This is a genomic window from Acinetobacter sp. 243_ASPC, assembly GCF_001054715.1.
GTDB classification, from domain to species: Bacteria; Pseudomonadota; Gammaproteobacteria; order Pseudomonadales; family Moraxellaceae; genus Acinetobacter; species Acinetobacter soli.
In genome coordinates, this window is record NZ_JVOR01000012.1 from 1 (window position 1) to 24997 (window position 24997).

General features: G+C 44.7%; 19 protein-coding genes. 9 read left to right on the top strand and 10 right to left on the bottom strand.

The features are described 5' to 3' along the window. Positions 1 to 187: 187 nt before the first annotated feature. The 3 genes from ADA42_RS01565 to tyrS all read right to left on the bottom strand — a co-directional run bounded on the left by ADA42_RS01565 (position 188) and on the right by tyrS (position 4354). On the bottom strand, positions 188 to 2122 hold the full coding sequence (locus ADA42_RS01565; RefSeq protein ID WP_048763237.1) for a 5'-nucleotidase C-terminal domain-containing protein: 1935 nt from the start codon (positions 2120 to 2122) through the stop codon (positions 188 to 190). A gap of 230 nt (positions 2123 to 2352) precedes the next feature. Then, on the bottom strand, positions 2353 to 2607 hold the full coding sequence (locus tag ADA42_RS01570) for a hypothetical protein (protein WP_004933535.1): 255 nt from the start codon (positions 2605 to 2607) through the stop codon (positions 2353 to 2355). Between the two features lie 514 nt (positions 2608 to 3121). Further along, positions 3122 to 4354 carry a tyrosine--tRNA ligase gene (gene tyrS, locus ADA42_RS01575; RefSeq protein WP_171249903.1) on the bottom strand — a complete coding sequence of 411 codons (1233 nt, stop codon included), beginning with the start codon at positions 4352 to 4354 and terminating at the stop codon, positions 3122 to 3124. A gap of 61 nt (positions 4355 to 4415) precedes the next feature. On the opposite strand from tyrS, the gene ADA42_RS01580 reads away from it, so the two are divergent. Continuing rightward, complete coding sequence (locus ADA42_RS01580; RefSeq protein ID WP_004933530.1) at positions 4416 to 5546, top strand: anhydro-N-acetylmuramic acid kinase; 1131 nt, start codon at positions 4416 to 4418, stop codon at positions 5544 to 5546. Positions 5547 to 5606: 60 nt separating this feature from the next. On the opposite strand, the gene erpA is transcribed toward ADA42_RS01580, so the two are convergent. The 3 genes from erpA to ADA42_RS01595 all read right to left on the bottom strand — a co-directional run bounded on the left by erpA (position 5607) and on the right by ADA42_RS01595 (position 8336). Further along, positions 5607 to 5942 carry an iron-sulfur cluster insertion protein ErpA gene (erpA, locus tag ADA42_RS01585; protein WP_004933526.1) on the bottom strand — a complete coding sequence of 112 codons (336 nt, stop codon included), beginning with the start codon at positions 5940 to 5942 and terminating at the stop codon, positions 5607 to 5609. A gap of 130 nt (positions 5943 to 6072) precedes the next feature. Then, positions 6073 to 7080, bottom strand: coding sequence for a putative solute-binding protein (locus tag ADA42_RS01590; protein WP_025095822.1), 1008 nt, complete (start codon positions 7078 to 7080; stop codon positions 6073 to 6075). Between the two features lie 245 nt (positions 7081 to 7325). Then, entirely contained in the window at positions 7326 to 8336 is a 1011-nt protein-coding gene (locus ADA42_RS01595; RefSeq protein WP_004933520.1) for a putative solute-binding protein, read from the bottom strand. 378 nt (positions 8337 to 8714) lie between these two features. Here ADA42_RS01595 and ADA42_RS01600 point away from each other — a divergent pair, with 378 nt between their 5' ends. Continuing rightward, a complete protein-coding gene (locus ADA42_RS01600; RefSeq protein WP_004933517.1) occupies positions 8715 to 10649 on the top strand; it encodes an ATP-binding cassette domain-containing protein in 1935 nt (644 codons plus the stop codon). 55 nt (positions 10650 to 10704) lie between these two features. Here the strand turns inward: ADA42_RS01600 and gyrB are convergent, their stop codons facing one another. From gyrB to dnaA, 4 genes are all read right to left on the bottom strand, one after another. Further along, positions 10705 to 13173: a DNA topoisomerase (ATP-hydrolyzing) subunit B gene (gene gyrB, locus ADA42_RS01605; RefSeq protein ID WP_048763240.1), complete on the bottom strand. Its 2469-nt coding sequence runs from the start codon at positions 13171 to 13173 to the stop codon at positions 10705 to 10707. Between the two features lie 47 nt (positions 13174 to 13220). After that, complete coding sequence (recF, locus tag ADA42_RS01610) at positions 13221 to 14303, bottom strand: DNA replication/repair protein RecF (RefSeq protein ID WP_004944545.1); 1083 nt, start codon at positions 14301 to 14303, stop codon at positions 13221 to 13223. A 15-nt stretch (positions 14304 to 14318) separates the two neighbouring features. After that, a complete protein-coding gene (dnaN, locus tag ADA42_RS01615) occupies positions 14319 to 15467 on the bottom strand; it encodes a DNA polymerase III subunit beta (RefSeq protein ID WP_004933506.1) in 1149 nt (382 codons plus the stop codon). A 162-nt stretch (positions 15468 to 15629) separates the two neighbouring features. Further along, a complete protein-coding gene (gene dnaA, locus ADA42_RS01620) occupies positions 15630 to 17024 on the bottom strand; it encodes a chromosomal replication initiator protein DnaA (protein WP_048763243.1) in 1395 nt (464 codons plus the stop codon). A gap of 662 nt (positions 17025 to 17686) precedes the next feature. On the opposite strand from dnaA, the gene rpmH reads away from it, so the two are divergent. From rpmH to ADA42_RS01655, 7 genes are all read left to right on the top strand, one after another. Beyond that, on the top strand, positions 17687 to 17821 hold the full coding sequence (gene rpmH, locus ADA42_RS01625; protein ID WP_000831329.1) for a 50S ribosomal protein L34: 135 nt from the start codon (positions 17687 to 17689) through the stop codon (positions 17819 to 17821). A gap of 23 nt (positions 17822 to 17844) precedes the next feature. After that, complete coding sequence (rnpA, locus tag ADA42_RS01630) at positions 17845 to 18240, top strand: ribonuclease P protein component (RefSeq protein ID WP_171063717.1); 396 nt, start codon at positions 17845 to 17847, stop codon at positions 18238 to 18240. A 10-nt stretch (positions 18241 to 18250) separates the two neighbouring features. Next, positions 18251 to 18571 (top strand): membrane protein insertion efficiency factor YidD, encoded by a 321-nt coding sequence (gene yidD / locus ADA42_RS01635; protein ID WP_004933497.1) that lies wholly within the window; start codon positions 18251 to 18253, stop codon positions 18569 to 18571. 5 nt (positions 18572 to 18576) lie between these two features. Next, positions 18577 to 20325 (top strand): membrane protein insertase YidC, encoded by a 1749-nt coding sequence (yidC, locus tag ADA42_RS01640; protein WP_004933491.1) that lies wholly within the window; start codon positions 18577 to 18579, stop codon positions 20323 to 20325. Positions 20326 to 20421: 96 nt separating this feature from the next. Further along, a complete protein-coding gene (gene mnmE / locus ADA42_RS01645; RefSeq protein WP_048763247.1) occupies positions 20422 to 21777 on the top strand; it encodes a tRNA uridine-5-carboxymethylaminomethyl(34) synthesis GTPase MnmE in 1356 nt (451 codons plus the stop codon). A gap of 486 nt (positions 21778 to 22263) precedes the next feature. Beyond that, the gene (locus ADA42_RS01650; protein ID WP_048763249.1) at positions 22264 to 23331 is read left to right on the top strand and encodes an HlyD family secretion protein; all 1068 of its coding nucleotides are present in this window, start codon (positions 22264 to 22266) and stop codon (positions 23329 to 23331) included. A 36-nt stretch (positions 23332 to 23367) separates the two neighbouring features. Next, positions 23368 to 24918 carry a DHA2 family efflux MFS transporter permease subunit gene (locus tag ADA42_RS01655; protein WP_048763250.1) on the top strand — a complete coding sequence of 517 codons (1551 nt, stop codon included), beginning with the start codon at positions 23368 to 23370 and terminating at the stop codon, positions 24916 to 24918. Positions 24919 to 24997 lie beyond the last annotated feature (79 nt).

Sequence of the window (24997 nt, forward strand, 5' to 3'; positions counted from 1 at the left end):
TGGATGTGCATTCTACACCATCCCCATTCCTTTACAACCCCTTTTTTAAATTATTTGCCATGATCGTTTGTTTTTAAAACAAAATCGGCTTTTTTGAACAAACAGCAGGCGATTTTAATCATCTGCTGCTGTTTATGTGTGCATGAACACATACTGAATATGTGGATCGAAGCGATAAATATTGGATTTAAAGCGGACGATCAATGAATTGCTGCGTACTGTATTGCGCTGTCGCCAATTTATTTAGGGTTGGGCGTACATCATGGTTGCGTTTTAAATACTGTAAAAATGCATCGGCATATTCAAGCCCCACATCAATTCGATGTTCGCCTTTAATCGTAGCCAGTGTGTGGTAATAATCTGAACCATTGGCGAGAAAGTCTAAAGTAACTACACGATAGCGCTGCTCCATGTGTAATGGCGTATAGTGCCCTGACGGCGTTTGTAACTCTAGATTACCAATACGTTCGCCCTTATTCTGATTCATATCGACTGTCCAGCGTAGGCCAGCACTATATGGATAGCTTCCCGTGTTGTTAAGGCGAATAACTGCATCTAGTGCATCTTCTAGTGCTGCCTTGATTTCACTTCCGCGCATAATGAGCTGCACTAAAGTGCTGTTATACGGCAGAACCTGATAGACCTTTGCCACGCTTATTTCGCCTCGATCAAGATCGGTCCGTACTCCGCCACCATTTAATAAAGACAGGTCTGCAGCAAAATAGCTTTTACCTTGCTGTAAAAACGCTTCTGCAACCAGTTGTTGAATATCACCCCCATATTGGTTCACGTGCGCATCTTGGTTACAGATATCGCCAAGTCCTGAGCGGTTGATATCACGCTGTGTTCCCGGCACACGGCGCAGGCAAAAAATCTCATCGGCATAAGCCACCAAGCTTTGGCTAAATTCAGTTTTCTTTTCGCGATAGGGCTTTAAAATAGACAGCGCCATCGCATCGGGCTGTATCACACGAAAGGCTGGAGCACGCTGCATTAACGTCTCACCGAGTTGCGTTTGTTGTTGTGTCGTCAGTGGAGCAAGACCACGCTGTTTAGTCTGAAAATCATTGCCAATCAATATATGCGGCGTACCTTGGCAGGATTTAACCCGCCCCTGCGCATCAAAGTTGACGTTCAGCTCCCCAACCACATAGCTATATTGCCACGCCTGTACGATACAAACCGGATCACCATCACCATTGCGAAGCTGCGTTGGATAGGGTGCCTCTGGTGTAATGCCATAGCGACTCAGTTCACTTGGTCCCAATAGGGTATGCGAATCTCCTCCTACGATCACATCGACGCCGCGTAACTGTGTCGCCAGCACTTTATCCATTTCAAAACCAACATGGCTTTGTAAAATAATCTTATTAATACCGGCTTGCCGTAAATGGTCTATTTCCTGCTGTGCGCTGCTGAGCTCATCTAGAAATAACGTGTCGGCATTGGGCTGCGATGCATTCTTGGTTTTTTGTGCAATGGTGAGTGCAACAAGGCCAATTTTTTGCCCCTGTGTTTCAATTACAGTCGATTTCTGTACACGACTGCTTTGGTACAATACCGAAGAAGGACCAAACTGAACATTTGCAGACAAAACGGCTGTTGGCTTAGCACATTGCCCCCGATCCAACGCATCGATAAACGTTTTCAGGCCTTCATCTTTACCATCAAACTCATGATTGCCAATAGTAAAGGCATCAAAACAAACGGTATTCATCAAGTCCGCATCGGCTTGACCCTTACTCAGGGTGTAATATAGATCCCCTGTGGTGGCATCACCTGCGTGCAGTTTCAGTTGTGGTTCAGTTTTTGTTTCGAGCTGTTTGATCAATGCCGCGACACGTGCAAACCCGCCACGACTCACGGTATAGGTTGTACTTTGTCCTTGATCGTTGTCGATGCTGAGTTCCATCTGTTCTTCATCTAAATGTGAATGATGGTCATTGATATGCAAAATTTTAAGTGTGCTAGGTGCTGTGGGTGTGGTTGATGTTGTCGCATCAGATGAATGCTGATCACGGCAGCCGACCACTCCTAAACACATGGTGAAGGCAAGCGAAATAGAAAGCGAAGATTTTGCAGTATAGGAAATCGACTGCACATATGAAGATAAGTTGGGCATAGTTTTAACTTTTATCGATAATCAATGTGTTATGAAGACATGATCCTGTAATGAATCAGGATTCTGTTTTTATTATGCAATTCTGACACCATTTTTTAACAATGTTTTTAATTTAACTTCACAATAATAATGATTATTTGAATTTAATAATTTACTTAAAGCTATATTGTTGAAAAGGCCCAGATCATTCTGATCTGAGCCACTATTTAATGGGTGATCTGGATATAGAGTTAGAATGGACAGCGTACGTCGACTACTTCTCGAATCATCTGCTGTTTACCTTTGTAACTTTCTTCTAAGAAAAACAGTTTCGCGCGCTGTGGTAAGCGTGCAAGTACCATACTAAATAATTGATAATTTTCTGCTATATCGAGCTTATCTAAATAATAATGCGCGAGATGATAGTCTTGCTGTTCGATTGAGTCTGGAGAGGTATTGAATAGGAATGTGATAAGCCAGTTGAGATGTTGTTGATCAAAGCCCATGCTGGTCGCTCCTCTTGGTTTTTAATTATCAAAGTCATGTCAAAGTTAAAATGAAGATGTATAGATTAAAATGTCGATGGCTCAATCGATGCGATATATTTATTTGTGGTATTTGGCCTCCTGTGAGCTAATCAATCTAAATCAAAAGCGTGTAATTTTAAAAAATATCGAATAAACGTCGTTGGGTGAATTGCTAGAATAGATTGGTACGCAGTTTCATCTTGTGGGTGTTGTTCACTTCTTTATTAACTTAATTTTGCCGATCTGTGTAGCTTTAATCACCATTCAACTACAACCGTTTTAAAATAATTACAATCGCTCAAACACGATCAGTTTTACAGGCTTAATTTTAATATGCGTTTGTGTCACTGTTTCCACTTTTATAGCATAAATTGATCTGCTTAGAAGTGCCGTGAAGGGTTATTTTTTTAGTTTTTAAATCCATAGCGTGGCACCGTAAAATCGACAAAAAAAGCAGATCCTAAGATCTGCTTTTGTATATGCTTAAATTAAATTAGTCGATAAAGGTGACTTGAGCGATGGCCTTTTTACCTGCCTGAATCAGATAGGTTTTATTTTCTTTGACCGAGAAATTTGCATCAACCACCTGCCAATCGACTTTAACGGCTCCACGTGAAACAGCGTCTTTTGCCTGTGCAGCATTTTTGGTGAGCCCAGCTAAACGCACAATCGAAGCGATAAAGATTTCTCCACCGAATTCGCCACGTGAAATCGTAACTTCCGGCGTGCCTTCAGGAATTTCACCTTCTGTGATGATATTGCCTGCACCTTTGTGGGCATTGGCAGCAGCATCTGCATCATGGAAGCGCTCCACCATCTCGAGTGCCAAGATTTTTTTCAAATCTTGCGGGTTACGGCCATTGGCCATTTCATCGAGTAAACCCTGAATCTCTTCAAGTGATTTAAAGCTGAGTAGTTCAAAATAGCGCTCGATTAGGGTATCTGGCATAGAAAGGACTTTTTGATACATCGCACCCGGCGCATCAAATACCCCAATATAGTTACCCAGTGATTTAGACATTTTGTTGACACCGTCCAAACCTTCTAGAATCGGCACCGTAATACACACTTGCGATTCTTGACCGTAGCGTCCTTGCAGAGTACGCCCCATCAGTAAGTTAAAGGTTTGATCGGTACCCCCCAACTCGACATCGGCTTCAAGCGCAATAGAGTCATAACCTTGTACCAAAGGATACAAAAATTCATGAATGGCAATCGGTTGGTGATTGTTGTAACGCTTGGTGAAATCGTCACGTTCAAGCATGCGTGAAACAGTTTGCTGGCTGGCCAGCTGAATCAGATCTGCCGCAGTACGCTGGTTAAACCACTCCGAGTTAAAGCGAACCTTGGTTTTGTTTGGATCAAGAATTTTAAAGACCTGTTCTTGATAAGTTTTGGCATTGGCCTCGACCTGCTCACGAGTAAGTGGCGGACGCGTCGCACTTTTTCCGGTTGGATCGCCAATCATGGCAGTATAATCGCCAATCAGGAACGTGACCTCGTGGCCCAGATCTTGAAATGCTTTTAATTTGTTGATTAGAACCGTGTGACCCAAATGCAAATCTGGTGCAGTTGGATCGAACCCTGCTTTGATTCGCAGTGGGCGATTTTCTTTGAGTTTCTTGAGCAGATCCTCTTCAGAAATAATTTCATGAGTGCCTCGTTGAATGAGGGCAAGCTGTTCTTCAGCAGGCAAGAAATTTGACATCACAAAACCTAAACACATCAGTTATTCAATTTGTGCGATATACTAACACTTTTTCAGCATATTGCAGGCGAAGTTGCTCATGACAGCGATCTATATTGGGGTAATGACCGGCACCAGCATGGACGGTGTCGATTTTGTTGCTGCTTCATTTGATCCCCTTTATCTACATGCGACCCTGACACTGCCTTTTGATCCAGAGTTACGTGATGAACTGATGGCACTTACACTGCCCGACGACAACGAAATAGATCGTATGGGTAAAGCCGATGTAGCACTGGCGACCATGATTGGACATGGTATCAATACGCTGATTGAAAAAAATCATTTAGATCGGAGTCAAATCAAGGCGATTGGCTCACACGGGCAAACCATTCGGCATCGGCCTGAACATGGCTTTACCCTACAGATTGGTGATCCGAATATTATTACTGAGATCACCCAGATTCCCGTGATTTCAGATTTTCGCCGGCGTGATATGGCAGCCGGAGGCCAAGGGGCGCCTTTAGTTCCAGCTTTTCATCAGGCAGTGTTCCAGCATCCTACCATTCATCGGGTGATTTTAAATTTAGGTGGCATTGCCAACGTCAGCTTATTGCCAGCAGGAAATCCGAATGGGGTGTATGGTTTCGATACTGGCCCAGCCAATATTTTGATGGATGCCTGGTGCGAGCGCTATACCGGACATCCATTTGACGAAAATGGCAATTGGGCCGCTTATGGTCAACCTATTCGCGGTTTGCTCGAGCGTTTACAAGCCCATGCCTTTTTCTCAAAAGAGCCACCCAAAAGTACAGGCCGGGAAGATTTCAATCTGGACTGGCTTGACGATCAACTGGCCGATTGGCGTAATGACGAACTTGAATATCAGGAGCTTGAAGACACGCCAGAAAATGTTCAGGCCACCTTACTCAAGCTCACCACCCGAGCCATCAAAAAAGCCATTTATCGTTCAGATTTAGATACGGGTGAAGTGTATGTCTGTGGTGGTGGAGCATACAACTCGCATCTTTTAGAACAGTTGCGCTGGCGTTTGCGCAAGCACCACTGGTCGGTACAAAGCACCAGTGTACTTGGACTCTCGCCAACGTGGGTCGAGGCCACTGCATTTGCATGGCTGGCCATGCGCTTTATGCATCAGCAAGCGGGGAACTTACCCTCAGTGACGGGTGCAGAGGGCTTTCGTGTACTGGGAAGCATCACCCAGCGTTAAACCCGATCGCATAAAAAAATCCCCGTATTGGGGATTTTTTTATGCTGAATCTGGATTGGTTTAAATTGAAAACGATGATCCGCAACCACATGTAGTAGTCGCATTCGGATTTTGTACAATAAAGCGTGACCCTTCTAGTCCTTCAATATAGTCGACCACCGAGCCAACCAAGTACTGATAACTTAGCGAGTCGACCAGCATTTTGACATCGCCATTTACAAATTCGGCATCGTCTTCATTTGGGCTGTCGGCAAAATTAAAGCCATACGAGAAGCCCGAACATCCTCCACCGGTAACGTAAACGCGCAACATGAGATCCTGATTGCCTTCGCTGTCGCGGAGTTGGCGCACTTTATTTGCAGCATTATCAGTGATAACAAGAGCTTGAGCATTCATGACAGGTGTTCCTCAGACTAGATTCAGACATCATCTTTAAAGCATGTGACAGTATAACATATTCAATATGGGGACTGTCTTTGAAGTTTAAACTATATTCTTGCTGCGATGCTATCCTGATCATGCGGGCTTAAGAGCTATAGTTTTCGTCTTGCAAACCACATTCAAAGTTGGCGCGATCTTCTTTACAGCGAAATTGCCATAACAGCTTCATCATGCGTTTATCGTAAATGCCGCGTTTGGTAAGATTTATACGCGCCTCTCGCATCATTTTTTGATAACCCGGTTTGTCGGCAGCAGGCACGTCCATCCAGTATTTTTGTGGAATATCGGCTTTCATCTTGCCCAAAATACCAAATGCACGCGGTAACTGCCCTTTTACCCATTCTCGAGATTTTTGGCCAAAGCCATCAGGAAACTTATCTTTACGAATAATAATGTTTCCGGTTACTTGCAAGATCGGATAATTCACAATTGCGCCCGTGCTGCCAAGCCCCTTGTGTAGCTCAAGTGGTTTAAAGGCCGCCGCTGGGGCGCCAATAATATCCACTTGATGGTTATTGAATTTTGCACCAAAGTTGGTGACATCTGCACTCACCGCCTGCGCACCAATTTGCTGCACCATAATTTTTTGAGCTTCGTCATAATCGAGCACTGCAATTTTTTTGCCTGCAGCTTTGGCAACGGTATTGATACTACGGTCATTGACCAGCAAGTACGCATCACCAACAGGAATCACCCCAGCGACTTCATATTGACCATTCACCATGTATTTGGCGAAGGTCGGGCTGGCGAGTCCCTGCATGATTTTAACTGCCAGCTTTAAATCTGTAATTGCCCCAATGGCATCGAGCGAGCCGGTAAACCCGTTAAATTGGCGCCCACGCATGCCGGTAATACTGACCGCATCACACTTGCCGGCCTTAAAATCATCTGCAATCACGGCTTCATTCTGCGCGACTCGAAGTTCAATATCGGCACCCCAGCTTTTAGCTGCCAGTTGGTAATCTTTCATTAGGTTGTATACATCGCCATTTTTTCCAACCAAGTCGAACACACAGACGGTTTGTTTAGCATTTGCTGCACTGGCACCAGTCATAACGAGGGCTGCACAGAAGGTTTTGGAGATCCAGTTCATCATCATGTCCTTTGATGGTGTTATTGATTGCTCAAGACGATTCGGTTTTATAGTCATATCTTAAGCGGTTGTTGTTATCTGATCGACACGGTGCAGGCAGATATGGCACAAATTCAAATATGCGCACGGCACTGGGTCATGATTTAGCTTAGCGTTTCTGTTATGTGAAACAATGGCTGAAATGACAGCAAAAAATACATAAAAAAAAGCCCGGAAATTTCCGGACTTTCTTTTTTAAATCAAGCTTATTCGCCAGGCATTGCACATTCGAAATTGGCTTTATCAACCGAACAACGTGCTTTTTTCAATACCGACATCATTTCGGCATCGTAAATACCCCGTTTGGTGAGATCCATACGGCCATCACGTAAAAGTTTCTGATATTTCAGCTTGTCATCGGCGTTTAGATTCATTTTGTACTTGGCTGGAATTTCAGCTTCTAAACGATTGATCATGGCAAAGCTCTTCGGTAAGCGTTTAACAAACCAGTCACGTGATTTTTGTCCAAAGCCTTGCGGGAATTGATCTGGGCGAATCACCAAATCGGCAGTCACCTGAAGAACCGGGAAGTTCCACATCACCCCGTTTGCACCCAAACCTTTTTGTAGCTCTAATGGCTTATACGCATAGGCTGGGGCACCAATAATATCGACCTGACCATTGTTAAATTTAGCCGCGAAGTTTGAAATATCGGAAATTACCGCCTGTGCTCCTACACGCTGCACCATAATTTTTTGTGCATCGTCATAACCGAGTACCGCGAATTTTTTACCCGCTGCTTTTTCAATCGAGTTAATGTTTTTATCACGGACAAAAATGAAAGCCGAACCTAATGGTGAAATACCAGCCACTTCATATTTTTTACCACCCAGATTGGTGGTCATTTTGGCGGCATTACGACCATCGAGTACATAGCTGATTGCACGCTGGGCAATCTGGTTATTCGGAACACCGCCTAGTGAATCGATTGAACCAGCAAACTTATTGTACGGACGCGCACGCATGGCGGTCATGGCCACGGCATCACATTTGCCGGCTTTGAAATCGTTGTCTGCAACGGCTTCATCCTGACGCGGCACCAAATTGATATCGGCGCCCCAGCCTTTGGCAGCCAAAGCCCATTCTTCCATCATTTTGTATGATTCACCCGATTTACCCAGTAAATCGAAGACACAGACATCGACCTTTGCAGCTTGTGCTGTTGCAGATAGGCCACAAATTGACGCAGCGGTGAGCGCGAGTGCAATTTTCTTCATCTTATGATTCCTTTAATTGACTTTTTTTAGTTCAGGGTATCCTTTCACCCCAAATATTAATGTTGTTGTCTAAAAAAAAATAGAGCTTTTACTCCATTTTTTTGTGGCAAAATGAATCGTTTTACGAATTAATCGTGTTTTGTCGCACATTTTTTATTCATATTGTTTCATTGTCATATTATTCATTTTCTTTAATTATTTGTTTTTTAATGGATAAATAAATTATTTGATCATTTCGATTCTTTTTTCCTATGGACTGCCGAGTCACCTTTTGACTTTAAACGATCTCGCGTATTGTTGTCGAGATGAAATTTTTGTCTTCATCTGCGGATGTCTTTAGAATAGCGCTACTGTTTTCTGCATAGCGTCACTTTCTCCATGATTCAACTTGATCAATTTTCAGTTCGCCGTGGCGGACGCGTCTTATTTCAAAAAGCTTCAATGCAATTGCATCCGGGCTGGAAAATTGGTCTCACGGGGGTCAACGGGGCTGGAAAATCCACCCTGTTTGCTGCGTTGTTAGGTGGCATAGAATCGGACAGCGGCAGTTTAACCCGCCCGAATGTCTGGACTGTGGCGCACATGGCACAGGAAATTCAAGCATTAAACATGAAAGCGATCGATTTCGTGTTGTCGGGTGATGAAGAATACTGGACTATTCAGCACCAACTCGAGCATCCAGATCAACTGAGTAACGACGAGCTGGCACACCTATACAGTCGTTTTGATGAAATTAACGGTTATGCAGCCGCGGCCAAGGCATCCCAGCTTATGGCCGGTTTAGGATTTTTCGACTATCAGTCACAATACGATGTCGCAAGCTTTTCAGGCGGTTGGCGAATGCGCTTGAATCTGGCACGTACACTGATGAGTCGCTCAGATTTACTCCTGCTCGACGAACCAACCAACCACTTAGACTTAGACGCGATTTTGTGGCTGGAAGACTGGCTCAAGGCGTACGAAGGCACCTTGGTGTTGATTTCGCATGACCGTGATTTCCTCGATGCAATTACCGATCATATTCTGCATATCGAAAATCAACAGCTCACGCTATACACCGGTAATTACTCCACCTTTGAAACCACACGTGCAGAACGTCTCGCGCAACAACAACAGGCTTTTGAAAAGCAGCAAGAAACTCGCGCACATCTACAAAAATATATCGATCGTTTTAAAGCACAAGCCACCAAAGCTCGTCAGGCACAAAGCCGTATTAAGCAGTTAGAGCGAATGCAAGAACTGGCACCTGCCCATGTAGATACGCCGTTTACCTTTAGCTTTCGAGAGCCATCGAAAATGAGTTCACCACTGCTGGCACTTGAACACGCCGATATTGGTTATGGCGATAAATTGATTGTGACCAATGTCAATTTACAAATTACCCCGACCAGCCGGATTGGTCTACTGGGTATGAATGGTGCCGGAAAATCGACGCTGATCAAATCGCTGGTGGGTGATTTGGCGCTATTGCGGGGCACACGTTATGCCTCAGAGCTGCTCAATATCGGTTATTTTGCCCAGCATCAAATGGATGCCCTAGACGGTGCAGCCAGCCCAATGTTGCAATTGTCTCGTATTGCGGATAAAAAAATCAGTGAAGCTACACTGCGCGCATTTCTAGGCAGTTTTGGGTTTAGTGGTGAACGTATGGATACGCCGAGTGAGAGTTTTTCAGGCGGTGAGCGTGCGCGTCTGGCATTGGCATTGATTGTATGGCAGCGCCCTAATGTATTGATTTTGGACGAACCTACCAACCATTTGGATCTGGATATGCGTCATGCACTGACCATGGCATTACAGGACTTTGAAGGTGCCGTGGTGCTGGTGTCGCACGAGCGTCAATTGATTGCCAGTGTATGTGATGAATTGATTTTGGTTCATGCAGGCAATAGTCGTGATTTTGATGGGGATTTACATGATTATGCCGACTGGCTTCGTCAGGCTCGTAATGATCTGATGAAACAAGGTCAACAGCCGGCAGCGCCAGTTCAATCCAAAGTTGAGGCACAACCGGTCATTTCAAAACTGGACAAAGAAGCACAGCGTAAAGAAGCTGCAAAACGTCGTGAACAGACGCGTCCGATTCGAAAAAATATTGAGAAGCTTGAAAGCCAGATCGGTCGCTTGCAGCCGCGTTTGGCTGAAATTGAAATCGCACTGGGCGATAGCTCAATTTACGATGCAGCACGTAAAGATGAGTTACTTAAGCTCATGAACGAGCAAACCGAGCTTAAACAACAGCTTGAACAGGCGGAAGAACAAATGCTCGGGCTCATGATGGAGCTGGAAGAACTGGAAAGTTCCTTTGATTAAGCCAAGCACACTGAAATAAAAAAAGGCGCCTTGAGGCGCCTTTTTTTATTGAGCATTAAGCATCGATATCGGCATTTAATGCATTTTCTTCGATAAACGCACGACGCGGTTCTACGTCATCACCCATCAAACAGCTAAACATACGATCTGCTTCAATGGCATCATCGATGGTCACTTGCAGCATATGACGGTTTTCTGGGTCCATAGTGGTTTCCCATAACTGCTCGGCATTCATCTCGCCCAATCCTTTGTAGCGCTGAATCATCATGCCACGACGCGAGTCTTGCAAAATTTGCTGCCACACCTGATGGAAATTACTCACAGGAATGCGTCGCTCGCCTTTTTGCAAATAAGCACCCTCTTCGATCAACTTGAACCAGCTTTTCGAATTTTTTAGCAAACGTGCATATTCGGCTGAATTGAGCAGACCGGCATCGAGCAAGTAATGATGCGGTAAATTGTGGACATAGACCGTGATACGTGGCCAGCAATGAATCGATTTTTCGCCTGTTGGAGATTCACGTTCAAAGCTTTCCAGACTCACTTCAGGACGCAAGCTTGGCTGTAATTTTGCAATCACTTGGCCAAGTTGCTCAGCCCATTGCTCGACATACGGACGATCATGGCTTTGATCGGCTTTAAATGGCTCTACTTCAAGCAAGCCATCGAGTAAGGTCGCAGGATAACGCTGGGTTAAACGTTGCAAGCTCTTTTGCGATACCTTGTAATCGTCAATTACGCTTGCCAAAGCTTGACCCGTAATGGCTGGTGCATCGGCGCTGATGTGTAAGGCCAAGTCATCGATGGCATTTGAAATCAAGAAGGTTTCGAGTGCATCGTTGTCTTTGAGATACTGCTCTTGCTTGCCTTTTTTGAGCTTATATAAAGGTGGCTGCGCAATATAGATATGACCACGCTCGACCAACTCCGGCATTTGACGAAAGAAGAATGTAAGCAGCAAGGTACGAATATGCGAGCCATCGACATCGGCATCGGTCATGATGATGACTTTGTGATAACGCAACTTATCTGGGTTATATTCTTCGCGGCCAATACCACAGCCCAAGGCCGTAATTAAAGTGCCCACTTCCTGACTTGAAATCATCTTGTCGAAGCGCGCACGTTCCACGTTCAAAATTTTACCTTTGAGCGGCAAAATGGCCTGCATCTTGCGGTTACGACCCTGTTTGGCACTGCCACCTGCCGAGTCACCCTCGACCAGATACAGCTCAGACAATGCAGGATCTTTTTCTTGGCAGTCGGCTAATTTACCCGGCAAACCTGCAATGTCCAACGCACTTTTACGACGCGTCATCTCACGCGCTTTACGCGCCGCATCACGCGCACGCGCCGCATCGATAATTTTTCCTGCAATTGATTTCGCCGCTTGCGGATTTTCCAGCAAATAGGCCGAGAATTCCTTGTTCATGGCTTGCTCAACCGCAGGCTTCACTTCACTTGAAACCAATTTTTCTTTGGTTTGTGATGAAAACTTAGGATCTGGCACTTTAACCGAAATGATGGCAGTCAAACCTTCACGTGCATCGTCACCACTCACACTGACTTTTTCTTTCTTGAGAATATTTTCGCTCTCAAGATAGCTGTTTAATCCACGTGTCAGTGCGGCACGGAAACCTGCCAAATGTGTTCCGCCATCTTTTTGCGGAATATTGTTGGTAAAGCAGCGAACATTTTCCTGATAGCTGTCGTTCCACTGAAGCGCAACTTCAACCCCAATACCGTTATCGGCATCGGCAGTAAAATGAAAGATATCGTTGAGGTGGGTTTTGCCTTCGTTGATGTATTTTACAAACTCTGACAGACCGCCTTCATAAGCATAAATATGCTCAAAGTTCACACGCTCATCACGCAAGACAATTTTTACACCGGCATTTAAGAATGATAACTCTCTTAAACGACGCGCTAAAATCTCGACACTAAAAATAGTTTGGCTAAACGTTTCCGCACTTGGCCAAAAACGCACTGTTGTTCCTGTGGTGGTGGTTTCACCGACCACTTTAAGCGGATATTTCGGATCGCCGTGCTGATATTCCTGCTCATGAATCTGACCCGCGCGATGAATCGTTAGCTGCAATTTGCTAGATAACGCATTCACCACCGACACGCCTACACCGTGTAAGCCACCAGACACTTTATAACTGTTGTCGTCAAACTTACCGCCGGCATGCAAAATGGTCAGAATGACTTCTGCAGCAGAAACCCCTTCTTCTGGGTGAATATCGGTTGGAATTCCACGGCCGTTATCCGAGACACTGACCGATTCATCTTCATGAATGGTGACAATAATTTCGTCACAATGTCCAGCCAATGCTTCATCAATCGCATTATCGACGACTTCAAACACCATGTGGTGCAAGCCAGTCCCATCGTCAGTATCACCAATATACATGCCCGGACGTTTACGAACAGCATCCAACCCACGTAATACCTTGATACTAGAGGAATCATACGCCTTTTCAATTGTTTGTTCTGTTGGAGAGGCAGATTGCGATTCTGAACTCATGGTTTCTCCCTAGCAAAAATTAGGTCTATCCAAAGATGGGTAAAAAATCAACGTGAAACAGCATGAACTTGACCATGGTCAACATTGTATAATTGATAAGAAATAGACAGATCATCTAAATGTTGAGTCACAGCCTGATGATCTAAAGTGGTAATAAAAACTTGACTACCCAATTGGCTCAATCGTTCAATTAAACGTCGTTGCGCGTTACTATCTAATTCTGCTGTCAGATCATCTAATAATACCACAGTTTCCTTATTACTCGCATGTAACATTGCAATCTGTGACAGTTTTAATGCCATCATGAGCAATTTCTTTTGCCCACGTGACAAGACATCATCCGCTGCACCGAGTGGCGTTTTTAAGCGTAAATCGGCACGGTGCGGACCGTATTCGGTGTAGCGTCGTTCAAGGTCTTTTTCATGATAATTGAGCAGATCCTGCCACAGCCCGACCTCAGTATGAAATCCAGGACTGTACTCTAGCTCGATCTCAAGCTCAGGAAGCAAATGCGCAAGATCTTGCTGAAAAAACCCTTTCCAGCGCTCGACTGTGACCAGACGCTGCGAATGCAGCATTTCGCCGTAATCACTGAGCATTTTGTTCCACGGTTCAAGTTCAGCCAGCGTGAGCTGCCGCTTAGTTTTGAGCAGCATATTACGCTGCTTGAGCGCGCGTGAATAATATTGCCAAGCAAAATAAAACTCGGGTTCCACGTGGAACATCAACCAATCGAGTAGTTGTCGACGCGGCTTGGCGCCGTAATCGATAATGTCAGTACTTTGTGGGTCTAGATGTTGTAAAGGCAATAGTTTGGCCAATTGACCTTGAGTGGCTACGGTGTCGCCATTGACCTTGATCAATTGCTCACCCGATGCCAGCTTTTGCATACCAATTTTTTCAGATATCGATTGAGCAAAAACAATGGCATCCTGTGCATCGTGCTGAATATAATGCTTCGGCATATGCGTTCGAAAAGAACGCCCGGTCGCCAAGAGATGTATCGCCTCTAAAATCGAGGTTTTGCCAGAGCCGTTTGCGCCGTAAAAAATATTAAACGGTTGCAATCCACAGAGAGCAACCGTTTTTAAATTGCGCACACGTTCGATGTTTAAACGCGTAATTTGCATCAGCGGATCGGCAGGTTATACGCGCATTGGCATGACCACATAGGTCTGATCAGGATGCGCAGCGTCTTGTACCAAAACCGACTGATTGGCTTCAGTCATACTCATACTCACATCGTCGCCATCTAAAACATTCAGTACTTCGAGTAAATACTGCGCATTAAATGACATTTCGAGTGGCGTATTTTGATACTGAATTGCTAAATCTTCAATCGCTTCATCTTGCTCTGGGTTATTCGCACGCAGTTGTAAAACGTCTGGATTAAAATTCAAAAACACGCCACGCAACTTTTCATTACTCAAGATTGCCACACGCTGCAATGACTGCTTAAAGACATCGTGAGCGATTTGTACATGTTTGTCGCCACCACGTGGAATAACGCGGCGATAATCTGGAAATTTGCCATCAATCAGCTTGGTGGTAAAGCGTACCGTAATCGGATGCTGCTCTTTGTCACGGTTGGCAATATGAATGGTCACATTTAACAGTTCACGGCCAATCAACAGGCTCAGTTGATCATCTTCAATACTTAATAGACGCTGTAACTCGCCCACTGCCTTACGTGGCACAATCGCCTGTACCGCTTGAGTCGCTGTTGAGGACGCCTGAACTTCGCATAAAGCCAAACGATGGCCGTCGGTGGTCACTGCACGTAATTGATTTTGATCAATTTCAAGCAAAGTGCCTGTTAAATAAAAACGTACATCTTGCACCGCCATGGCAAAAGATGTTTTTTCAAATAATCGCTTTAATTCACGCTGAGTCACCTGAACCTGTGTGCCCTGACTGCTTTCTGTGGTCAGCAGTGGATAATCTTCAGCAGGTAAAGTTCCCAGCACAAAGCGGCTATTGCCCGACTTTAAAATACAACGCTGATCTTCAGTAATTTGCAGATCAATCAGTGCCGCAGAAGGAAGAGATTTACAAATATCGACCAGTTTACGTGCTGGAACTGTGGTTTCACCGACTTCAAGGCAAGCTCCCTCTGCCAGTGTGGTGCTAGCCACCAATTCCACTTCCAGATCAGATCCAGTGATGGTCAAAGCCTGCGCATTAGCCTGAATTTTCACATTGGAAAGAATATTCAATGTATGGCGACGCTCCACGGCACCGACCACATGAGAGAGAACATTGAGTAAACTTTCTTTGGCTATTTTTAGTCGCACGTTTTAACCCTTAAACTCAAAAAAACTAAAAAGTATTCTAACCTAAATTGTCTGAAAAGATAGGATGAAAATTGCGATCCGATGTTGACGGTTAACACGATTACGAAATGGCCTGAATCACTTGATCAGGCCATGCAGCGATAAAAAGTGTATGAAGAACATCTAGCTTTGCAACAAACGCAGCAAATTCTTGTAATCTTCATTAAAAATAGGATCGTCCTGCCTTAAGCTCTGCACTTTTTCGCAGGCATGCATGACCGTACTATGATCACGCCCACCAAAAGCCATGCCAATTTCAGGGAAACTGTCGCCGGTGAGTTCACGTGCCAAGCCCATTGCCAACTGACGTGGACGGGCATAAATACGGGTACGTTTAGGTCCAATTAATTCTTTTAAGGGTATACGGAAATATTCACTGACCACACGCTGAATATTTTCCACACTGATGGTTCGCGCACGAATCGCCAGCACGTCTTTGAGTGATTCTCGGACCACATCCAGATCGATCTGCGAGCCTTTAAAGCGTGCAATCGCGACCACTTTATTTAATGCACCTTCAAGTTCACGCACATTGGCCACCACTTGCTGTGCAATAAACAATGCACAGTTACGCGGTAAATCCACGCCGCTATTCTCTGCTTTTTTAAGTAAAATTTCGATACGTGTTTCAATATCGGGTGGCTCGACGCCCACCGATAATCCCCAAGAAAAACGTGAAACCAATCGCGGATCGAGTTCGGTTAATTCTTTTGGATAACGATCTGAGGTCAGAATAATCTGTTTTGACTCATCAAGCAGCGCATTAAAGGTATAGAAAAACTCAACCAAACTGGCTTCTTTACCGGCCAGCAAATGGATATCGTCGACTAAAAGTAAATCCAGTGAACGACAATTTTTCTTAAATTCTTCTACTTTGCCTTTTTGCAATGAACTGACAAAGTCCTGTACGAAACTCTCTGCGGTCATATACATCACGCGTGCATTTGGCTTGGCTTGTAAAAGTGCATTGCCCACCGCCTGCATCAAGTGAGTCTTACCCAATCCGGTCGGGCCATACAAAAATAACGGATTATGCTGAGAGGCACCTAACTGTGTGAGCACTTTACGACAAGTTTCGGCAGCCATCTGGTTGGAGCGACCTTCAACAAATAGCGAAAAGGTAAACAGTGGATTGAGTAAACGCTTTTTTGAATTTAAAACTTTCGCATTCGATGCAGGTGCGGTATCGGTGCTGTCTTTTTTGACTTTATTGATTACGGGTGCTGTGGATAACGCTGCCGTCGTGGTTGCGGGTTGTTCAGCTGGGGATAAAATTGCGCCCGGACGTGAGTCGACCAAAATCTCGACCTGTCGGATTCGGCCTTCAGACAACTGTTCGGCCAAAATAGAAATTAATTCAAGGTGATGTTCTTGTATATAACGCGTCCAGTAAGGATTTGGCGCGTATAGACGTAGACGATCCTCCGTCTCTTCGGCTACCAAAGGACGAATCCACATCGCAAAGACATTATCAGAGAGCTCTTGTCGCAAGCGAGTTAAGCAGTCCGTCCAGAGCATGTGAATCCCCTTAATTTAAATTCAAAAACCACAATATCCACCCACCCTTCTTGAAAAGGGGTGGCCATTCTAACCAAGTTATCCACATCTGTCATGAAGGATTATCTTGATTTTGTCTAAAAAGAAAACGCTTACGCTATAAATTTAAATTCAATTGACTTGTGGATAAGGTTTTCCACATCCTGTGGATAGTTTTCAGGGATAAGTTATCCACAATCTGTAAATGTGATTAAAACAAGCTTATCCACAACCCATCTTATTGGTTTTTAAATTTAAAATAGGCTATTCCACAGAAAAAGTTATCCCTAATAAGAATAAATTTAAATTTTAAAATTTGAATTTATTTAATAAGCGTTCATGTCTTGTGGATAATTTAGCGAGATATGAATTTAAATTCAAATCAAGAGGATGACGCTATCGATCAAGTTAAAGCTGTTGATAAAGCTGAGAATAAGTGCCAAATATACAAAAAAATGCCATAAATCTAAAGTATTAGTTTGTGTATAACTTTTGTGTGATCTTTCAAGTACTGTTTTTGCCAGATAGGATCTGAGCTCTCGACAGACATTTAAATGTAAAGATTCCTGTTTTTCATTGACAGTGTAAAGATTGCACAATACAATCGCGAACCTTTACAGAAAGATCAATATGGGAGTTTCGACATGAAACGTACTTTCCAACCTTCGGAATTAAAACGTAAACGCGTTCATGGTTTCCGTGCTCGCATGGCTACAAAAGCTGGTCGTCAAGTATTGGCTCGCCGTCGTGCAAAAGGTCGTCACAGCTTAACTGTTTAATCACAGTTAGCTGATACGATCGGGTGATGACACTTTATAGCTTCAGCACAGAGGTAAGATTACGCTGTGCTGCAGATTACCAAGGTGTGTTTAATGGTGCGCTTTTTAAAGTGCATCAGCCCCACTTCTTGTTTCTTGCGAAACCGTCCGAGCACGCAAAAAGTCGCTTGGGGGTGATTGTCGCCAAGAAAAAAGTGCGCCGTGCGCACGAACGAAATAGAATAAAACGACTTGCTCGTGAAAGCTTTCGCTTGCATCAGCAACACGTCGGTTTACTTGATATTGTGGTCATGCCTAAGATAGGTATTGAAGCGGTATCTAATGCTGATTTGCATCAGCAGCTTGAGTTTGCTTGGCAAAAACTTCTTCGTCAGGCTAAAAAATATCAAAAAGTAGCTGTTTCTCCTTCTTTGCATTAGAGATGCGCCAATGGTTCGTATCCTTCATTGGTTGATTCGTTTTTATCAAATCGCAATTAGTCCGATGCTTGGTCCTCGTTGCCGGTATATTCCGACCTGTTCTCAGTATTCCCTCGAAGCAATTCATACGCATGGTGCAGTCAAAGGCACTGGACTGGCTATTCGCCGGATCTGCCGCTGTCATCCGTGGGGTGGATCGGGTTATGACCCCGTGCCGTCAAAAGCAATTCATTTTATTTCGTTTCAGCAAATAGATTCTCAAACGCATCACGTTGCTGTACCCTTTCGTGATCGTTTAATGAACCTAAATCACTCTAACCACTTGGGGTAATAGATATGCAACAATGGGCCAGGTTTGCAATTCTCGGGGCCATGTTTGTCACGGCATATTTGCTCATTTTGGCTTGGCAAAAAGATTATGGTCATGCAAATACACCCGTACAGCCACAAACGGCTGCTGCAGTGTCGCATGATGTGTCTGCTGATTTGCCAAATAGCCAAGCAGCTGCTACGTCTTCTGACGTACCGCAAGCAAATATTGCTGCCCAGCAAACACCGACAGCTGCTCCAGCATCTGTAAGTCAACAGCTTATTTCAATACAGACTGACCTTTATCACCTTTGGATCAATCCAAAAGGTGGTGATATTGTGCGTATTGAATTACTTAATCATGATCAAAGCAAAAACAGTGATCAACCGTTTGTAATGCTTGAAAGTGATGCCAAACGTACCTATGTCGCACAGTCGGGTTTGATTGGCTTAAATGGTCCTGACAGCAGCCGTGCAGGTCGTCCGGTGTATGATGTAGAAAAATCTGCATACACCTTAGCCGATGCTAAAGAAGTGAAAGACAAAGACGGCAAGCTGGTTAAAACGCTTACTGTTCCAATGGTCTACAAAACAGCAGATGGTGTGGAAATCATCAAGCGTTTTACTTTCAAGCAAGGCGATTATCCAGTTGTAGTGAGCTATCAGGTGGTCAACCGCAGTCAGCAAAACTGGCAGGGTCAAATGTTTGGTCAAATCAAACGAGACAACTCTGAAGATCCAGGCAAGTCTGATCAAGGTATCTTTACACTTGGCACTTTCTTAGGCGGTGCATGGGGTTCTCCTGACGAGCACTACAACAAGCTGAAGTTTGCCAACTTCTCAGACGAGAAGTTAAACGTAGAAGCCAAAGGTGGTTGGGTGGCGATGGTTCAGCACTATTTTGTAAGTGCATGGATTCCAGGTCATTTTGGTGAGCAGGCGTATACCGCCAAGCTTGAGTCGCGCAAATCTGCCGATAACATGAACATTATTGGTTTTACTTCTCCAACCATTAATGTGCCTGCGGGCAAAACCATGACCGTGGATGCGACGTTCTATTCGGGTCCAAAAATCCAATCTGAACTCAAAGATCTGGCTGTCGGACTCAATCAGACTGTCGATTATGGTTGGTTATGGCCAATCGCAAAACTACTGTTTATTGGTTTGCAATTCTTCCATAACATCGTCGGCAACTGGGGCTGGTCAATCATTTTATTGACCGTTTTAGTGAAACTCATCTTGTGGCCGCTGTCGTCAAAGAGCTATCGCTCGATGGCCAAAATGCGTGTGATTGCACCTGAAATGCAGCGTATGAAAGAAGAGTTTGGCGAAGACCGCATGCGTTTCTCCCAAGAAATGATGGCGCTTTACAAGCGTGAGCAAGTCAACCCGTTGTCTGGATGCTTACCGCTGTTGTTACAAATGCCAATCTTCTTGGCCTTGTACTGGGTGCTCATGGAAAGTGTCGAGCTTCGTCATGCACCATGGATGCTCTGGATTCAAGATTTGTCTGCAATGGACCCATGGTTTATCTTGCCGCTTTTGATGGGCGCGACCATGTTCATTCAGCAAATGCTGAACCCGCAACCGGCAGATCCAATGCAGGCTAAAGTGTTCCGCATTATGCCGATCATTTTCACGGTATTCATGTTGTTCTTCCCTGCTGGCTTGGTGTTGTACTGGATTGTCAACAACAGTATTACCATCACACAGCAATGGTTTATCAACAAAAGCGTTGCTAAATCACGTGAAAATAAAGTTGAAACGACCTCGTAATTGAGCGAGACGCAACAGCTGAATAAATCCGCTTAAGATGTTACGCTTAAGCGGATTTTTTATTGAACCGCCTTCTTTTTGTTTTTAGGTTTTTGTATGCACTATCAAAGTACAATCGCCGCAATTGCCACTGCACCCGGGCGTGGCGGTGTGGGTATGATCCGCTTGTCAGGCCCTAAAGCCTACGCAATTGCCGAGCAGTTGACCGCTAAGGCCTTGCCCAAAGCTCGAATGGCTGGCTTTCGACAGTTTTACGATGCACAGGCACAGGTGATGGATGAGGGATTGCTACTGTGCTTTCCAAATCCTCACTCTTTTACTGGCGAAGATGTCGTGGAGATTCAGGGACACGGCGGGCCGGTGATTTTAAATGCCATCTTGGGTCGGCTCCTCGAACTTGGAGCACAAGCTGCCAAAGCGGGTGAGTTTTCCATGCGCGCCTTTGAAAATGGCAAACTGGATCTGGTGCAGGCCGAATCGATTGCCGATTTGATTGATGCCACTTCACAGGCCGCTGCACGTTCAGCAGTACGCTCATTACAAGGCGCATTTTCAGTTAAGATCAATGCAGTACTGGAAAAGTTGATCCATTTACGCCTGCATGTAGAAGCTGCGATTGATTTTCCTGAAGAGGAAATTGATTTTCTGGCCGATGGTAAGATTTTGGGATTACTCGATGATGTCTGTGATTCGGTGTCTCAGGTTCAGCGTTCTGCACGTCAGGGACAATTACTACGTGAAGGTTTACAAGTGGTGATTGCAGGTAAACCCAATGCCGGTAAATCGAGTCTGCTCAATGCTCTGGCCGGAAATGAACGTGCCATTGTGACGGATATTGCGGGTACTACACGTGATGTGCTGCATGAAAAAATCAGTCTGAATGGACTGCCCATCACCCTCACCGATACGGCGGGACTGCGTGAGACAGGTGATGTGGTCGAGAAAGAAGGGATTCGCCGCGCTATCAAGGAAATCGAGCAAGCCGATCTGCTGTTATTGGTGTATGACTTGAGTCAAGGTGAGCATCCACTGGATTTGGCGCGGGAATATTTTGCTGAGCATTTAGATCCGCGTCGGCTGGTGCTCATTGGTAACAAATGTGATTTGATCGATACCCCTTCGCATGCCGAGCAGTTTGAAGGCTTTCGACATGTATGGGTTTCGGCCAAACAAGAAACCGGTGTTCAGGCGCTCATAGAAGCGATTACAGCGCATGCGGGCTTTCAACCTGAAGAAGATACCTTTATTGCCCGTACTCGTCATATCGATGCAATGAAGCGCACTCAGCTACATTTGCATGAGGCACGTGAGCAACTGGTGGTGTATCACGCAGGTGAGTTGGTGGCCGAATCGTTGCGTCTGGCTCAAAACGCTTTATCGGAAATTACCGGTGAATTTAGTGCCGATGACTTGTTAGGCAAAATTTTTGGCTCATTTTGTATTGGCAAATAATAGTCATTCTCATGTATAATTCAAAGCATTTCCCTTTGTTTAGGGAAATGCTTTTTTATTTTTTTATCATTGATTTTCAATCATTTTTTAATTCTTCTTTTTAATATTTTCGCTTAACTTGAGCAAATTGCACCCAAAATAATGAAAAATTCGGTAAATCAGTTAATTTTTCATGTAATTGACACGATTCACAATACACACTATTGTTTGTGACCCAGGGGTTTAATGATTATTAATTTGACAATTTACGCACTTCATTTGGGTTAATGTGTCAAATAGATAATAAAATTTAGATGAAAAATCACTTAATATCACTTAATAATAATGTGTAGTTAGCGGGAAAGCATACGATTAGGGCAGCCGCCTGTAGGGGAATCGTGCGACCTGTTTTTTCATTCTATTCAAGCTCCTCACCCATGATGCATTGATGCATGTTGCTGTATAAAAAATAAGCATTTAAATTAAAGTGTTATAAGGTCAGACACAATGGATGAGCTTCCTGTTCCGCATGATCAGCCAGAACCTGATTATGCTCGTCGGAAAAAAATCGCTTGGGGGATTTTGACCCTTTTGTTTTTAGGCATTCTGCTGGGGGTGTTGTATTACTGGTTTGTGTATCGTTTCTATGAGTCGACCGAAAATGCCTATGTTAAATCAGATTTAACTTGGATTATGCCCAAGGTTTCTGGTGAAGTGCTGGCACTTTATGTCCATGAAAATCAAACGATTGAAAAGGGTAAGCCACTGGTTGCACTGGATAATCGCGATTTACAAGCCCGCGCAGATCAAGCCAAAGCGATGGTGAATCTGAAACAAGCTGGTCTTTCGGTACAAACTGAAAATGAGAAATCCGCACAGGCCAGCATTCAAGAAGCTCAAAGTGCACGTGATGCGGCAGCGGCAGATGTAAGCCGCTTGAGCGCAGATTTTCGTCGTTATCAGCAATTACTGAAAGAGGGCGTGATTACACGTCAGCGTTTTGAAGCCACTCAGGCTGAATATTTGACTGCACAGGCACAGTTAAATAAAGCACAGGCAGCGATTCAAGCTGCACAGGCTCAGTTTTCCAGTGTTCAGGCGGGACGCACACAATTGTATGCCGATCTAGACAACGCCAAAGCCACCGTCAAACTTTACGATATCGATTTAAATGCCTCTGAAATTGTCGCGCCAGTATCTGGAAAAGTCGGCAGTCTCGCTGTTCAGATCGGCTCCAGAGTTAATCCACAAACTCGCCTGATGGCGATTATTCCCAAAAATAGCCTGTATGTAGAAGCCAATTTTAAAGAAACCCAGATTGAAAAAATGCGCGCAGGACAACGTGTGAGCTTGGTACTCGATGCCTATCCGAGTCTGACCTTTAACGGTCAGGTACAAAGTTTCTCTCCTGCTTCTGGTGCAACCTTTTCTATGATGCCGCCAGATAATGCCACGGGAAACTTTAACAAGGTGGTGCAACGCATTCCGGTGCGTATTTCGATTCTTCCACATCCGCAGATTGATCTGATCAAACCGGGGATGTCGGTGGTGGCCAAAGTGGATTTGAGAAGTTAACGAGGCTCAAACCATGATGCATGAGGATCGAACCACATGACCGTTTCAGCTCAGACTAACCAGTGGAATTTTGCACCTCGCGTGGCGTGGGTGATTTTTGTTGCCATGATTTTTGGCAATTTTATGGCCATTTTAGACATTCAGATTGTGGCCAGTTCACTCAACGAAATTCAGGCAGGCATGAGCGCCAGTCGCTATGAAGTCACTTGGGTGCAAACGGTCTATCTGATTGCTGAAATTATCGCGATTCCGATGTCGAGTGTTTTGTCGCGAATCCTTTCAACCCGTGTTTACTATACCTTGTGCGCGGTCGGATTTACCTTCAGTTCATTATTATGTGCACTGGCATGGAATCTAGAAAGCTTATTGGTGTTTCGCGCCCTACAAGGCTTTATGGGCGGCGGGATGATCCCGACATCTATGACCGCGCTATTTTTACTGTTTCCCGAAGCCAAACGTGCAGTGCCATTGGTGCTGTTTGGAATGATCAGTACCTTGGGGCCCGCGATTGGGCCCACGATTGGTGGCTGGCTAACCACCAATTTTTCGTGGCACTGGATGTTCCTGATCAATATTATTCCGGGGATTATTATTTCGGTGGTGGTGTATGCCAACCCTGCGATTGACCGTGCCAATTATAAATTGGTTCGAGAACTGGACTGGTTTAGCTTGGTCGGCATGGCCATGTTTTTGGGAGGACTGGAGTATTTCCTCGATGAAGGTGGTCGCTATGACTGGTTTGCCGATGTCGGTGTACGGGTCGCGTTTTTGGTGAGTCTGTTGGGCGCGATGATTTTCTTTTATCGCAGTTTTGTGACCCCCAAACCTTTGCTGGACCTCAGTGTATTTAAAAATAAAAACTTCACCTTAAGCTGCATGATTACCTTTGTGATTGGCATGGCCTTGTATGGTTTGGGCTACATGATTCCAGTCTTTCTAGGGCAAGTGCGCGAGATGAATAGCAGCCAGATTGGCCACATCATGATGGTCACCGGCATTGTGATGTTCTTCTTCGCGCCAGTGCTGGCATGGTTAATTCCCAACTTTGATGCGCGTAAAACAGTTTTTGTGGGCATGTTGATGGCGGCATTTGGTGTCTGGCTGAATGCGCATTTAACCATTCAAAGCGATTACGATTTTATGTTTTGGCCGCAAGTGTATCGGGGAATTGGCCTGATGATTTGCCTGATTGTGATTTCACAGTTGGCCATGAGTACCCTGCCCGAACACAAGATTGCCGATGCCAGTGGAATTTATAACCTGATGCGAAACATTGGCGGAGCCGTAGGGCTGGCGCTGATCAATTCACGTATCGACTGGCTGACGGCATGGCACAGCAATGAACTCAATAGTGGCCTCACTCCAGACAACTGGATTTTTGTCGAAAAGATGGCGCAATTGAAGGCGCAGTATGCTGAATTGGGCGATCTTTCCGAGCAGTTGGCCACGCAAGTCATTTATCGGCAAGTCCATTATCAGGCCCTTGCATCAAGCTTTAACGATTTATTGAAACTACTGGCCATGATCATGCTGGTGATGGCTTTTCTTACCTTTTTTATGGATCGGGGGAAAAAAGTCTCACTCTAAATGTTCAGGTTAGTGACCTATGGGGAAAAATATTGTTGCAGTAAAAAATAAGGCAATCCGGCCACTCGCTCTCAATGCT

Bases quoted from the DNA above. Each gene is read 5' to 3' on its own strand.
- ADA42_RS01565 (WP_048763237.1), bottom strand. From the start codon at position 2,122: ATGCCCAACTTATCTTCATATGTGCAGTCGATTTCCTATACTGCAAAA.
- ADA42_RS01570 (WP_004933535.1), bottom strand. From the start codon at position 2,607: ATGGGCTTTGATCAACAACATCTCAACTGGCTTATCACATTCCTATTC.
- tyrS (WP_171249903.1), bottom strand. From the start codon at position 4,354: ATGTGTTTAGGTTTTGTGATGTCAAATTTCTTGCCTGCTGAAGAACAG.
- ADA42_RS01580 (WP_004933530.1), top strand. From the start codon at position 4,416: ATGACAGCGATCTATATTGGGGTAATGACCGGCACCAGCATGGACGGT.
- erpA (WP_004933526.1), bottom strand. From the start codon at position 5,942: ATGAATGCTCAAGCTCTTGTTATCACTGATAATGCTGCAAATAAAGTG.
- ADA42_RS01590 (WP_025095822.1), bottom strand. From the start codon at position 7,080: ATGAACTGGATCTCCAAAACCTTCTGTGCAGCCCTCGTTATGACTGGT.
- ADA42_RS01595 (WP_004933520.1), bottom strand. From the start codon at position 8,336: ATGAAGAAAATTGCACTCGCGCTCACCGCTGCGTCAATTTGTGGCCTA.
- ADA42_RS01600 (WP_004933517.1), top strand. From the start codon at position 8,715: ATGATTCAACTTGATCAATTTTCAGTTCGCCGTGGCGGACGCGTCTTA.
- gyrB (WP_048763240.1), bottom strand. From the start codon at position 13,173: ATGAGTTCAGAATCGCAATCTGCCTCTCCAACAGAACAAACAATTGAA.
- recF (WP_004944545.1), bottom strand. From the start codon at position 14,303: ATGCAAATTACGCGTTTAAACATCGAACGTGTGCGCAATTTAAAAACG.
- dnaA (WP_048763243.1), bottom strand. From the start codon at position 17,024: ATGCTCTGGACGGACTGCTTAACTCGCTTGCGACAAGAGCTCTCTGAT.
- rpmH (WP_000831329.1), top strand. From the start codon at position 17,687: ATGAAACGTACTTTCCAACCTTCGGAATTAAAACGTAAACGCGTTCAT.
- yidD (WP_004933497.1), top strand. From the start codon at position 18,251: ATGGTTCGTATCCTTCATTGGTTGATTCGTTTTTATCAAATCGCAATT.
- yidC (WP_004933491.1), top strand. From the start codon at position 18,577: ATGCAACAATGGGCCAGGTTTGCAATTCTCGGGGCCATGTTTGTCACG.
- mnmE (WP_048763247.1), top strand. From the start codon at position 20,422: ATGCACTATCAAAGTACAATCGCCGCAATTGCCACTGCACCCGGGCGT.
- ADA42_RS01650 (WP_048763249.1), top strand. From the start codon at position 22,264: ATGGATGAGCTTCCTGTTCCGCATGATCAGCCAGAACCTGATTATGCT.
- ADA42_RS01655 (WP_048763250.1), top strand. From the start codon at position 23,368: ATGACCGTTTCAGCTCAGACTAACCAGTGGAATTTTGCACCTCGCGTG.